General features: G+C 69.1%; 13 protein-coding genes. 8 read left to right on the plus strand and 5 right to left on the minus strand.

Going from position 1 to position 12,727, the window contains the following annotated elements; genetic code table 11:
• Positions 1–22: 22 nt before the first annotated feature.
• Entirely contained in the window at positions 23–940 is a 918-nt protein-coding gene (locus IEZ09_RS37720; RefSeq protein WP_189258630.1) for an N-acetylglucosamine kinase, read from the plus strand.
• Here IEZ09_RS37720 and IEZ09_RS37725 read toward each other — a convergent pair.
• The 4 genes from IEZ09_RS37725 to IEZ09_RS37740 form a co-directional block, all read right to left on the minus strand.
• Complete coding sequence (locus IEZ09_RS37725; protein WP_189258631.1) at positions 937–1,989, minus strand: phage exclusion protein Lit family protein; 1,053 nt, start codon at positions 1,987–1,989, stop codon at positions 937–939. The two genes, IEZ09_RS37720 and IEZ09_RS37725, sit on opposite strands and share 4 nt — an antisense overlap.
• A complete protein-coding gene (locus IEZ09_RS37730; protein WP_189258632.1) occupies positions 1,986–3,020 on the minus strand; it encodes a tetratricopeptide repeat protein in 1,035 nt (344 codons plus the stop codon). Before IEZ09_RS37730 ends, IEZ09_RS37725 begins: the two co-directional genes overlap by 4 nt.
• A gap of 15 nt (positions 3,021–3,035) precedes the next feature.
• Positions 3,036–3,425: a hypothetical protein gene (locus tag IEZ09_RS37735; protein WP_189258633.1), complete on the minus strand. Its 390-nt coding sequence runs from the start codon at positions 3,423–3,425 to the stop codon at positions 3,036–3,038.
• Positions 3,426–3,557: 132 nt separating this feature from the next.
• Positions 3,558–4,199, minus strand: coding sequence for a DUF3159 domain-containing protein (locus IEZ09_RS37740; RefSeq protein ID WP_189258634.1), 642 nt, complete (start codon positions 4,197–4,199; stop codon positions 3,558–3,560).
• Positions 4,200–4,324: 125 nt separating this feature from the next.
• Here IEZ09_RS37740 and IEZ09_RS37745 point away from each other — a divergent pair, with 125 nt between their 5' ends.
• From IEZ09_RS37745 to IEZ09_RS37770, 6 genes are read left to right on the plus strand one after another with little or no spacing between them, the layout of a single operon-like run.
• Complete coding sequence (locus tag IEZ09_RS37745; protein WP_189258635.1) at positions 4,325–5,536, plus strand: ROK family transcriptional regulator; 1,212 nt, start codon at positions 4,325–4,327, stop codon at positions 5,534–5,536.
• 16 nt (positions 5,537–5,552) lie between these two features.
• Positions 5,553–6,890, plus strand: coding sequence for an ABC transporter substrate-binding protein (locus IEZ09_RS37750; RefSeq protein WP_189258636.1), 1,338 nt, complete (start codon positions 5,553–5,555; stop codon positions 6,888–6,890).
• An 11-nt stretch (positions 6,891–6,901) separates the two neighbouring features.
• A complete protein-coding gene (locus IEZ09_RS37755; protein ID WP_189258637.1) occupies positions 6,902–7,876 on the plus strand; it encodes a carbohydrate ABC transporter permease in 975 nt (324 codons plus the stop codon).
• The gene (locus IEZ09_RS37760) at positions 7,873–8,766 is read left to right on the plus strand and encodes a carbohydrate ABC transporter permease (RefSeq protein WP_189258638.1); all 894 of its coding nucleotides are present in this window, start codon (positions 7,873–7,875) and stop codon (positions 8,764–8,766) included. The genes IEZ09_RS37755 and IEZ09_RS37760 overlap by 4 nt, the downstream gene beginning before the upstream one ends.
• Positions 8,763–10,031 (plus strand): 6-phospho-beta-glucosidase, encoded by a 1,269-nt coding sequence (locus IEZ09_RS37765; protein ID WP_189258639.1) that lies wholly within the window; start codon positions 8,763–8,765, stop codon positions 10,029–10,031. Before IEZ09_RS37760 ends, IEZ09_RS37765 begins: the two co-directional genes overlap by 4 nt.
• Positions 10,032–10,036: 5 nt before the next feature.
• On the plus strand, positions 10,037–11,056 hold the full coding sequence (locus tag IEZ09_RS37770) for an N-acetylglucosamine kinase (RefSeq protein WP_189258640.1): 1,020 nt from the start codon (positions 10,037–10,039) through the stop codon (positions 11,054–11,056).
• 181 nt (positions 11,057–11,237) lie between these two features.
• On the opposite strand, the gene IEZ09_RS37775 is transcribed toward IEZ09_RS37770, so the two are convergent.
• Positions 11,238–11,621: a hypothetical protein gene (locus IEZ09_RS37775; protein WP_189258641.1), complete on the minus strand. Its 384-nt coding sequence runs from the start codon at positions 11,619–11,621 to the stop codon at positions 11,238–11,240.
• Between the two features lie 270 nt (positions 11,622–11,891).
• On the opposite strand from IEZ09_RS37775, the gene IEZ09_RS37780 reads away from it, so the two are divergent.
• Positions 11,892–12,677 carry an SGNH/GDSL hydrolase family protein gene (locus tag IEZ09_RS37780; protein ID WP_189258666.1) on the plus strand — a complete coding sequence of 262 codons (786 nt, stop codon included), beginning with the start codon at positions 11,892–11,894 and terminating at the stop codon, positions 12,675–12,677.
• The last annotated feature ends 50 nt before the right edge of the window (positions 12,678–12,727 follow it).

Consider the following 12,727-nt stretch of genomic DNA (forward strand, 5'->3'; position numbering starts at 1 on the left):
TCTCTCGGCATACTCGGTCGATATGGATCTGGTGGTCGGACTCGACGCGGGCGGCACGTCGACCAGGGCGTTGGTGCTGGACCTCGAGGGCGCCCGCCTGGGCCAGGGCGTGGCGGGCGGCGCGAACCCGAACTCGCACCCGCCCTCGGTCGCCGCGGCCCACATAGGCGAGGCGCTGGCCGAAGCCCTGGACGGCCTCGACTCCCGCAAGGTCCGCTCCGGCGTCCTGGGCATGGCAGGCGCCTCGAAGATGTCCGACCCCGCGGTCCTGGAACTCTTCCAGCAGGCCTGGGAAGGCGCGGGCCTGCACTGCCCGATGCGCGTGATCACCGACTGCGAGGCCGCGTTCGCCACCGGCACGTCGTCCCCGGACGGCACGGTCCTGGTGGCGGGCACGGGTTCCATCGCCGGGCGCGTGGAGGGCCACCGCATGGTCGCCCAGTCCGGCGGCTACGGCTGGCTGATCGGCGACGACGGCTCGGCGTTCTGGCTGGGCCGCGAAGCCGTGCGCGCGACGCTGCGGCTGCTGGACCTCGACGCCCCGCTCGAAGGCCTCGCCACGGCGGTGCTGACCGCCGCCGGAGCACGCACCCGCGGTCAGCTGATCAACGCGGTCAACGCCAGGCCGCCCATCGCGCTGGCCCAGTTCGCCCCTCTGGTCAGTGCCGCCTACCACCACGGCGATCCCGAAGCGCTGACGATCGTGGCCTCGGCCGCCCGGCTGCTCGCCAACACGGCTTCTGCTGTCCGCTCACCGTCCGACACCTCCCCGATCGTGCTGGTCGGCTCGCTGATCAAGACCCCCGTCGGCACGCATCTGAAGCAGGAGCTGCTCACTCGCTGCAACGCTCAGGTGATCATGGCGACCGAGGGGGCGGCGGGTGCGGCCTGGCTCGCGGCCGTCGACGTGCTCGGACCGGGGGCTCCACGCCCGGCCTAGTCCGCCAACAGCCGGCGCACGTGTGCCAGGACTTCGTCCTCCCGCCCCGACAGCCAGGTCACCACGGCATCCGCGAACTGGAGAGCGTTCGGATCGCCCAGCTCCGTGAAGACGGCCCGCACCGCGGCAGCGCGTTCGTCCGACGGCGGGTGGGTCCGCTCGATCACTCCGTCGGGCAGGTCGTAGATCTCCTGCTGCACCCTGGTGATGAGGTGGTCCAGCGCCAGGAAGAGGAACGGTCCGGCGACCGCGAGCGCTCGGTGCAGGAAATCCGCCGACGGGTCCAGGCCGCGCAACAACAGCAGCGCCGCCAGCTCGTCCGCCTCGTGCTCTCGGCGCAGGCTCTCGGCCCGCCAGTCCCGGATGTCGTGGTGCCCCGTCGTCTCGTGCAGGTGTCCGGCGAGGAGATGGCCGAACTCGTGGCCCACGGTGAAGTTCACGGCAGAACTGGCCATGAGGAAGCCGAACATGCCCCGTTCGTCGAACGGTGTCGACAACCGTTCGGGCAGGCGCACGCCGTCCTGGGCCAGGTAGGTGACCAACGACTCCGCGAACACGGTGGTGGCCGAGACGCGCTGCTGTTCCTGGCTCGGTGTCGCCGTCGCCCTGGTGATGCGCCCGTCGGGCGTCCTGCCGAACGTCAGCAGGGAAGCGCCGATCGCCGTGCCCACCCGATCGAGCAGTGTCAGCAGGCCGGTGTTGAGCAGAATCAGCGTGCCGGTCCGGCCTGCCACTGCCTGCGCGTTGAACGACCGGTGCGGGTATTCGCCGACGTACACCTCACCCGGCAGTTCGAGGCCGCCTGCGGCCAGCGCCCTGCGGATGTTCTGGTGGGCCTCGTCGAACCGGTTGTGGTACGGCTGCCGGTAGTCGTTCGCCCGGAGTTCGTCGAGGAAGTCGTTCCCGAGGAACTCGCGATCGGTCTCGCTGAGCCGCTCGACGAACTCGCGGACGAGTTCGGGATCCGGGGGATCGAGCAGGTGCGCGAACCCGTGGCGGGCCAGCAGGTCGCGGTACTCCTGCTCCACGGGAGAGGGCGGGCCGGTCACCTGGACTCCCTCGCGGCGCGGACGGCGATCTCCGGATTCTCGGAGTGCTCGGCGATCCGGTAGAACTTGCGGGCCCTCCGGCGCTTGCCCCGGTGCGCCCAGTACCGCCCCAGGTTGAACGCCGCCAGCCTGCTCGTCTCCAGAGCGCCGCAGCTGTGGGCGTAGTCCCACAGCTCACGGGCCCGCTCCCAGTTCCCGGCCTCCTCCTCCAGCGCGCCGAGGTTCAGCGCGGCGTCGGGCGAGGCCACCTCGTCCTCGAGCGCGATCACGCGTTCGTAGGCGTCGCGAGCTCCGGTGCGGTCGCCTCGGTCGTGGCGCGACATGCCGACGCGGAGAGCGGCCAGCGCCTGCAAGGAGCCTGTGCCGCAGTCCACGGCTCGCTGGTACGCCCGCTCCGCGGCGTCGACCTCGCCGATCTTCTGGCGGGCGCTGCCGAGGAGGAGGTTCGCCGCCGCCCGCAGCTCCGCGTCCGGCGCGTCCGCTGCCTGCCGGTACCACCGCGCGGCGGACCGGTGGTCCTGCTCCGACTCCCAGAGCTGCCCGAGGCGCAGCGCGGCCTGGAACGACTCCCGGCCACCGGTGCCGGCGCACACCTCGAACGCACGCCTGGCCTGGTCGAGGCGACCGTCCTGCTCAGCCTTGTCACCGACGGTGAACGCGACGCCGGCCTGCGCCGAGTCCGTGATCAGCCGGCACATCCGCTGCTTCTCCTGATCGGCTTGCTCGGCCAGCTGCCGGCGCAACCGCTGCGCAGCGCTCGAAGTACCGCGCGAGGCGTTCTCCTGCTTGCCACCGAACCCTGCGTACCCGCCGTCCGGCCCGGTCGCGAGGTTCCACGTCCCGGTGCCGCTCTCGACGTGCTGGATGTCGACCGTGTCCGCGACCAGGTAGAACTCCTCGGTGCGCACCCCGCACAGCGGGCACGTCGTCCCGGCGACGGACAGGATGAAATCCCTGCTCTGGCTCTCGTTGTGCACCACGCGGTAGGCCACGCAGTGGAAGCACTCGCAGGACATCGCGCCCAACAGCACCAGTTCCCCCAGCGGTCACTTCCGGTCGACGCGCCACCGGCCTGCCGCCTCGTCCCAGAAGATCCGGACCTTGTCCGGCTTCTTCCGGTTCTTGGCCGTGAGCCCGTCGAGATCGAGTTCGGCGAGGGCGCGGATCGCCTCGTCCGACATGTCCGGCTTGGCGTACAGGACCGCCTTCGCACCGGGGTCGTCGTCCTTGACGATGAGCAGTTGTCCGGGACCGTCACCGCTCTTCGTCCGCGCCTCCCGGAACAGACGCCGCAGCAGCGTCCGGGTCGCGTCGTAGGAGTCCTGGGCCGCCCTCTTCGCCAGCTCCTGCACGAACGGCACGATCGCAGCGGTCATCACCGCCGTCGTGATCATGGTCCCCAGTGCCTGAGGCGGCTTGTCCTGCGCGGCAACCACCGGATCCCGATCCTCAGATCGTTGATCTTCCACCGTCATGGGCTCCCCTCCCACTGAGGTTGTCACCCATCGTGACGGTTTGTCCGGCAAATCCGCAATCACGTGAGGCGTGAGTGCATGGAGCCTGGACAGCTAAGAGGCGGGCACCTGCGGATGCCGGAAGCCGGGATGGCCCGCGGGCAGCGCCCGCCGCAGCAGCCATCCCGACACCAGGATGCAGACGATCTGCAGCGGCCACGACAGCACCGCCCGCACCGTGGCGAGCCAGACGACCTGGGCGTCGAGCCACAACGGCGTGAACACGGCGACCCGCAGCACGTACTGCCCCACCCAGGCCCACGACGCGACTGAGTAGGCGCGCAGAAGGGCAGGATCTCGACGCCACCGCGTCTTCTGGCCCAGCAACGTCCCCACCACGACGCCGAGCAACGGCCAGCGCACCGCGATCGAGCCCGCCCACGCCAGGGCCGAGGCCACGTTGGACAGCAGCTGGATGAGGAAGAAGTCCTCGACGCGCCCGGTGTAGAGCGCGATCAGCGACGCCGCCACGACGAGCAGCACCGACAGCACCACGGCACGGGGTTTCTCGCCGCGCACGAAGCGCACGACGCCGATGACCACGCCGCACAGCACGGCGGCGACGGCTCCCGCGCCGATCGAGTGGCCCCACAGCAGCCAGCCCGCGACGAACGCCAGAGGCGGCAGGGAGGCGTCGAGGGCGCCGCCCCGGCCTCCGAGCAGTGATGCGAGCGACTCCTGGCGCACGTCCGTCATGCTTCCAGACTGCCTTAGGTGAACCTAAGTCAGGTAACGGACCCATATCGGGGATTGACCGCGGTGAACCAGGTCACTACCGTCTACGGAAATCGTCTGGAAAGTTAACAGACAGGAGCGACCTAATGCGTGCCGGAAGCCCACGACTGCTGCGGGAGATCAACGACCGCGCAGCCATCGAGGCTCTGCTGCGCAACGGGCCGCTGACCAGGTCGGAGTTGGAGGGCCTGATCGGTCTCTCCAAGCCGGCGACCGCACAGCTGCTCACCCGGCTGGAAACCGCCGACACCGTGGTCCGCAACGGACTGCGCGGTGGTGGACGCGGGCCTCGTGCCCAGCTGTGGTCGGTCAACGGGGCCCTCGCGCACATCGCGGCAGTCGACCTCACCCCCGAGACGGTCGACATCGCGATCGCGGACATCTCCGGCACCGTGCTCACCGAGCACAAGGCGCCGATGCCCGCCAAGCACGGTGTGCTCGAGGCGTTCGTGAGCGCGGTCGGCAAGGCGTGCGGGCAGGCAGGCCTGCAGCCCGACCAGCTGCTGCACGTCGTGGTGGGCTGTCCCGGCGCGGTGAACCCCGCGAACGGCGAGCTCGCCTACGCGCCACATCTGCCCGGCTGGTGCGGTTTCGACATGCCCGGCCGGTTGCGGGAGCAGCTCGCGACCTCGGTGAGCGTCGAGAACGACGTCAACCTCGTCGCGCTGGAGGAGATGGTCGCCGGACGGGCCACCGAGGTGCGCGACTTCGTCGTCATCTGGCCCGCCGACCTCGTCGGTGCCGCCGTCGTGATCAACGGAGTGCTGCTCAAGGGCGCTTCCGGTGGTGCGGGCGAGATCGACGGGCTGATGATCCCGGACCGCGCCTCCGCCGACACCGACACCGACCGCTCCGGCGGCACGTTCGGTGAGCTGCTCAGCAACGCATCGATCTGCAGGCTCGCCAGGGCTCACGGGCTCGCCGCGCGCAACGGTCACGGTGCCGTGCGCAAGGCGCTGGCCGCGGGGCCGGCGGGCCGGGAGTTCCTGGTCGATCTCGCCAGGCGCATCGCCACGGGCGTGGCCAGCGTCGTCGCGGTGCTCGACCCGGAACTCATCCTCCTGTCCGGCGACATCGCCCAGGCAGGGGGAGCCACGCTGAACGATCTCGTCGCCGCGGAACTGCGGCAACTGGTGGTGCCGAGGACGCCTGTCCAGCTGGCCCTGGTGACCGGGAAGCCGGTGCGCAGCGGCGCACTGCACTCGGCGCTGGCCGTCGCACGCGAGCAGGTGTTCGGCCTGCCGGCAGCCACCACGGCTCCATTCCGCGGCCCTGTGGTCGCCGGGTCCCCACGTTGATCGAGAAGGAGTGCACATGCGCAAGCACACCCGTGCTGCCTTGCTCTGTGTCGCCGCAGGAATGGCTACAGCGCTGACCCTCACCGCATGTGCGGCGGGCAAGGGTGGCGGCGCCAGTTCCGACGCCGCAGCTGCTCCTGGCAAGGACGACAAGCTGACCCTCACGGTCTGGAGCAACTACTCCGACCGCGAGTACGAAGAGGTCACCAAGGCTCTCAAGACGTTCAACAAGAAGTTCCCGAACATCGAGATCAAGCACGAGGGCTCGCAGGACGACGACAAGATCACCGCGGGCATCCGGTCGGGCAACACGCCTGACGTCGCGCTGTCGTTCACCACCGACAACATCGGCCAGTTCTGCTCCTCCGGCGCGTTCCAGCCGCTGAAGGCCTACATCGAGCGCGACAAGGTCGACCTCAACCAGATCTCGCCCGCGGTCCGCGAGTACACCGAGTACAAGGGCAACCGCTGCGCGATGCCCATGCTCACCGACGTCTACGCCATGTACTACAACAAGGACATGATGTCGGCGGCCGGCGTCACGGCCCCGCCGAAGACGCTGGACGAGCTGTTCGAAGCCGCGAAGAAGCTGACCAAGAAGGCGCCGAACGGCGACATCGAGGTCGCGGGTTACCTGCCCACGATGGGCTTCTACGCCAACCGCCCGACCATCCTGGCTCCGTCGTTCGGCGCCGAGTGGGAGAAGGACGGCAAGTCGGCGCTCGCCTCCTCGCCCGGCTTCACCGAGATGATGACGTTCCAGAAGAAGCTCGTGGACTTCTACGGCTTCGACGCGCTGGAGCGCTTCCGCGCCGGTCTGGGCCAGGAGTACTCGGCTGACCACGCGTTCCACCAGGGCAAGATCGCGATCATGATGGACGGCGAGTACCGCACCGCCTTCCTCAAGGCGCAGGCGCCGCAGATCAAGTTCGGCACGGCTCCGTTCCCGACCTGGAAGCCCGCCGACTACGGCACCGCGTTCACCACCGGCACGATCATGGGAATTCCCAAGGGCGCCAAGAACCCCGGTGCCGCGTGGGAGCTGATCAAGCACCTGTCGTTCGACACCGACACGATCGTCGACCTGTCCAACGCCATCAAGAACGTGCCGAGCACCAAGGCCGCGATGGAGAGCCCGAAGCTCGAGGTGGACGAGCAGTTCAAGACGTTCATCGACCTCGCAAAGAGCGACAAGCTCAAGGGCAACCCGGTCACCCCGATCGGTGACGCGCACATCAAGGCGGTCACGGACTTCGCGGTGTCGTACACCTCCGGCAAGGTTCCGGACCTGGCCGCCGGTCTGAAGGAAGTCGACAAGAACATCGACGACCAGATCGCCAAGAGCGGCAAGTAGGGATTCGCACGATGACCGCCACGCTCGGCGCCCGTCCCGCCCCCGGCAGGGGGCGGGCACGTGCCCGCCACCGTCTCACCGTGCTCGGGTTCATGGCCCCGGCCATCATCGGCTTCGTCCTGTTCTTCGGCTACCCGCTGGTCGCCACGGTCGTCTTCTCGTTCACGAAGTACGACCTGATCAACGCGCCGGAGTTCAACGGCCTCGACAACTACGCGTACATGTTCAAGGATCCCTTGCTGACCAAGGCGATCGCGAACACGCTGTGGTTCGTCGTGGTGCTCACGATCGCACGCACGGTGTTCGCGCTGGGCGTGGCATCGGTCATCGCTCGTCTGAAGTCGGGCGTGGGGTTGATCCGCACGCTCTGCTACCTGCCCTCGCTGGCGCCGCCGGTGGCCGCGACACTCGTGTTCTTCATGGTGTTGCGCCCCAACGGCGGCCCGGTGGACAACCTGCTCGGCGTCTTCGGGATCGACTCGCCGCTGTGGTTCTCGGACCCGGCGTGGGCCAAGCCCGGCATCACCGCGATCATGCTGTGGATCTCCGGCGACCTGATGATCATCATCCTGGCGGCGATCCTCGACGTGCCGCAGGAGCAGTACGAGGCCGCCGAGCTCGACGGCGCGGGCCCGATCCGGCGCTGGTGGCACGTCACGCTGCCGACGATCTCCCCGGTGCTGCTCTTCGGCATCGTGAACTCGGTGATCCTCGCGTTGCAGCTCTTCACGCAGGCGGTCGTCGCGGGGTCGGCCGGCTCGGGCGCCGCGGACGCGACGGGATCGACCAAATATCTCGGCTTCCCGGACAACTCCACGCTGACGTTCCCGGTTTACCTGTACACGCAAGGCTTCCGCTACTTCGACATGGGCTACGCGGCCGCGATGGCCACGGTCCTGTTCGTCATCTCGTTCGCCGTGACCATCGTGCTGGTGCAGCGGATGCGCAAGAACTCCACCGCCGAGGAAGGAGGTCCGGGAGCATGACCGCCACGCTGACCAAACCACCGGTCGACGTCACCGCGGACCCGGAGCAGCCGGCACGCAAGCGCGATGTCGGCGGTTTCCTGAACTGGGTCGCCACGCACGCGATCGGCCTCGCGCTCGGCCTGATGTTCGCCACGCCGGTGGTGTTCGTCTTCCTCACCGCGGTGATGTCCGACGACCAGGCGTTCACCGCGGACCTGTGGCCGCGCGAGTGGCACTGGGAGAACTTCGTCGAGGTCTTCGACAAGGCCCCGCTGCTGCAGTATCTCGTCAACAGCCTCACGTACTCGCTGCTCGCGACCGCGGGCATGCTGATCTCGTCGATCCCCGCGGCCTACGCGCTCGCGAAGCTCCAGTGGCGCGGCCGGAACCTGGCCTTCCTGCTCGTCATCGGCGCGATGATGCTGCCACCGCAGGTCGTGGCCGTGCCGCTGTACGACACGTGGTCCTCGCTCGGCCTGACGGGCACGCTGTGGCCGTTGATCGTGCCGTACTTCCTGTTCGACGCGTTCAGCATCTTCCTGCTGCGCCAGTTCATGCTCACCATCCCTCAGTCCTATGTGGACGCGGCAAGGGTGGACGGCTGCTCGGAGTTCCAGGCGCTGGTCCGGATCATCGTGCCGATGGCGAAGCCCGGCATCGCGGCCACCGCGCTGTTCTGCTTCCTCTTCACCTGGAACGACTACTTCGGCCCGTTGCTCTACACCGGCGAGGTGAAGGACCAGTGGACGTTGTCGCTGGCCCTGGCGACGTTCAAGGGCATGCACATCGTCCAGTGGAACTCGTCGATGGCGGTGACGTTCCTGACGATGATCCCGGCCGTCGTCCTATTCGTCTTCGCCCAGAAGTCGTTCGTCAAGGGAATCACGTTCACGGGAGTCAAGGGATGAAACTCACCGTCGTCGGTGGCGGGTCCACCTACACACCTGAGCTGATCGACGGCATCGCCGGCCGTCGCACCAGCCTGGCGGTGGACGAGATCGTCCTCGTCGACCCGGACGAGCACCGCCTGTCGATCGTCGGCCCGTTCAGCCAGCGCCTGCTGGAGCACGCGGGTCACCCGGCGAAGGTGCGCACCACCACGTCGCTCGAAGAAGGCGCCGAGGGCGCGTCCGCGGTACTGCTGCAGCTGCGCGTCGGCGGCCAGGCCGCGCGTGCTTCGGACGAGACGTTCCCGCTGACCTGCGGGTGCGTCGGCCAGGAGACCACCGGCGCGGGAGGCCTCGCCAAGGCCCTGCGGACCGTGCCGGTGGTCCTGGACATCGCGGACAGGGTGCGTCGCATCGCCGGGCCCGACACGTGGATCGTGAACTTCACGAACCCGGTCGGCATCGTGACGCGGGCGCTGCTGCAGCACGGGCACAAGGCGATCGGCCTGTGCAACGTGGCGATCACGTTCCAGCGCTGGACCTCCGGCCTGCTCGGCGTCGACCCGTCCACAGTGGAGCTGGAGCACGTCGGCCTGAACCACCTCACGTGGGAGCGCGGCGTCTACGTCGACGGCGTGGACCGGCTGCCGGAGCTGCTGTTCGACCACGTCGAGGGGCTCGCCGAGCACATCGGCATCGACGGCGCGTTGATGCGGCGCCTGAACATGGTTCCGTCGTACTACCTGAACTACTTCTACAACCACGACGCCGTCGTGAAGAAGCAGCAGACCGAGCCGCCGCGCGCCGAAGTCGTGGCAGCGGTGGAGAAGGAGCTGCTCGACATCTACGGCGACCTGTCGGTCGTGACGAAGCCGGAACAGCTCTCGCAGCGCGGCGGCGCCTACTACTCCGAGGCGGCCGTGCAGCTGGTGCACGCCCTGACGGGCGGCGACGAGGCCGAAAAGCACGTGGTGAACGTGCAGAACAACGGCACGCTGCCGTTCCTGCCGGACGACGCCGTGATCGAAGTCACGTCCACTGTGGATTCTTCTGGTGGCGTGCCGCTGCCGGTCCGCCCCGTGGAGCCCTCCATCTCCGGCCTGATCTCGCACGTGACCGCGTACGAGTACCTGGCACTGGAGGCGGCGCTCCACGGCGGTCGCGACCGCGTGGCGAACGCGCTGCTCGCCCACCCGCTGATCGGCCAGCACGCCATCGCGGACCAGCTGGCCGACGAGCTGATCGCGCAGAACCGCGATCTGCTGCCGTGGGTGAAGGGAGCCTGAAACCGATGACCGACCGGGTGCTCGCCATCGACGGCGGGAACAGCAAGACCGCTGTGCTGCTGGTCGATGCGGACGGCAAGGTGCTCGCGCAGGTGCGCGGGCCCGGCGCCCCGCCGCAGACCGTGGGCATGAAGCGCGGACTCGACGTGTTCGAGGGACTGGCACGCGAGGCCGCAGCTCAGGCGGGACTGTCCCCCGACGAGCCGATCGCCGCACACACGGCCGCCTTCCTCGCCGGGGCCGACCTGCCCCGCGAGGAGGAGGACCTGACGCGCGCGATCTCCGAGCGAGGCTGGTCCACGACGACGTTCGTCGGCAACGACACGTTCGCCCTGCTGCGCGCGGGCACCACGTCCGGCGTCGGTGTCGCCGTGGTGTGCGGCGCCGGCATCAACGCCGTCGGCGTGGCCCACGACGGCCGCACCCACCGCTTCCCCGCCCTGGGCGCCATCTCCGGCGACTGGGGCGGCGGCGGCCAGCTCGGCAACGACGCACTGTGGCACGCGGTCCGCGCGGAGGACGGTCGCGGCAAGCCCACCGAGCTGCTGCCCGCCCTGCTGGAGCACTACGGCGAGAAGTCCATCCTCACGGTGGTCGAGAAGATCCACTTCGAGGAGATCGCACTCGACCCGCACGCGCTGTGCCCCCTGGTCTTCGAGGTCGCCGCCCGCGGCGATGCCGTCGCGCTGGCCCAGGTCGACCGCCTGGTCGAGGAGATCGTGCTGCTCTCCACCGTCTCCATGCGCAAGCTCGACCTGTTGGACGAGCCGGTGGACGTGATCCTCGGCGGCGGCGTCCTGACCAACACGGGCGAGGTGGTGGTGGGCCCTGTCCGCGAGAAGGTGCTCGAGGCCGCCCCGCTCGCCCAGGTCCGAGTCGTCGACGTGCCCCCGGTGGTGGGCGCCGCGCTGGCCGGACTCGACTTCATCGGTGCCTCGCCGGGCGCGGAGCTGAGGCTGCGCTCGGCCTACGACGATCACCAGCCCGCCGCGGCGTCCCCGCTGGACGTGGCGGCGAGCGGGTGAGGTGAAGACCCCGTCTCAGGGGGTAGATCGGCGGCGGCGCCCCCTGAGACGGTCCCAACCCCACTGCTCGGGGCAGATCGGCGGCGGCGTCCCGGGCAGTGGTCCCAACCCCTTTCCGAGGGGGAGCTGATCGGCGGCGGCGCTCCCCCTCGGAAAGGTCCCAACGGCCCCCGCAGCGACGTCACGCGCCGACGTCGCTGCGGGGGTTTTCCGTTGGGGCGGAAGACGAGCTCTGCAGAGGCTCGGACGAGATCGCCGGCAGCGACACCGACGGCACCACGGTCGTCACCACCACGCTCGACCGCGGCTCGGCGGCCTCCGGCGTGACGACCGGATTGGAATGCGGCGGCGGGGTCACCACCGGCCGGGCGGAGGACGGCCGCGAGGGCGCCACCTTCACCGCCGACGGCACCGGCGTGAACTCCATGGGCGGCTGATCCCCGCCGAGCTGAGCCACCTCGGGCTCCTCGGCGCCGCCACCACCCGAGGGCCCTGGCCCCGGCACGACACCGGTGGACATCGCCAGCCCCGCGAGCACGCCGACTGTGACAAGCGCTACACCCACCGAAAGGGAAGGAAGCGGCAAACCAGAACGCACGCGCCAGAAGGTAGCGACCGAATGAGACGAATCCCCCGGATCTCCTCGGATCCACCTCAAGCTTCGCTCGATCGAGTGGTAAAAGAATCGTCACCCAGAGCGAACGAAACTTACGATGCCGTAACCGACGGTGGCGTAACCAGCGGTTGGTTGTGCATGCTAACCAGTCGCCTGCGATCGGGAGCCGCGGGCGGGGCAGGTCAGGCAGGAGTCGCGTTAGGTGAGGGGGATGTTGTGCTGCTGCGATGGAACAGTCTCGTGTCCCTGGGGGACAGCTTCACCGAGGGCATGGACGATCCAGGCCCGGGAGACACCTACGTCGGGTGGGCCGACCGGCTGGCGGGGATGATCGCCGCGAAGGCGCCTGAGTTCAGGTACGCCAACTTCGCGATCAGAGGCAAGATGCTGCAGGAGATCGTCGACGAGCAGGTGCCGCTCGCGATCTCGCTCAAACCGGATCTGGTGACGTTCTGCGGGGGCGGAAACGACATCCTGGTCCCGAACAGCGATCCGGACGCGCTGGCCGAGGTCTACGAGGTGGCGGTGGCGGACCTCCGGTCGGCCGGGTGCGACGTCGTGATCTTCACCGGCTTCGACACGCGCGCCACGCCGTTGCTGCGCAGCATCCGCGGCAAGGTCGCGATCTACAACTCGCACCTGTGGTCGATCGCCGAGCGGTACCACTGCCGGATGGTCGATCTCTGGTCGATGCACGTGCTGCACGACCGGCGCGCGTGGAGCGAGGACAGGCTGCACCTGTCGCCAGAGGGGCATCAGCGGGTCGCGCTCAAGACGGCGGAAGTGCTGGGGCTGACGGACGACCACTCGTGGAACGAGCCGTGGCCCGCGCTTGAGCAGACGGACTGGGTGACGCAGCGGAAGGCCGATCTGAAGTGGGCCCGCGAGCACGTGGTGCCGTGGATCGGCAGGCAGCTGCGGGGCGAGTCGATGGGTGACGGCCTGGCGCCGAAGCGGCCGGAGCTGCTGCCCGTCGCCAGGGCCACCGGCGAGAACTTCCAGTGACGAAAGCGGCCCGACCGGCACTCTCCCCCGAATGCCGGTCGGGCCTTCTC

Origin of the sequence: Lentzea flava (assembly GCF_014648475.1) — a bacterium.
Taxonomy (GTDB): Bacteria; Actinomycetota; Actinomycetes; order Mycobacteriales; family Pseudonocardiaceae; genus Lentzea; species Lentzea flava.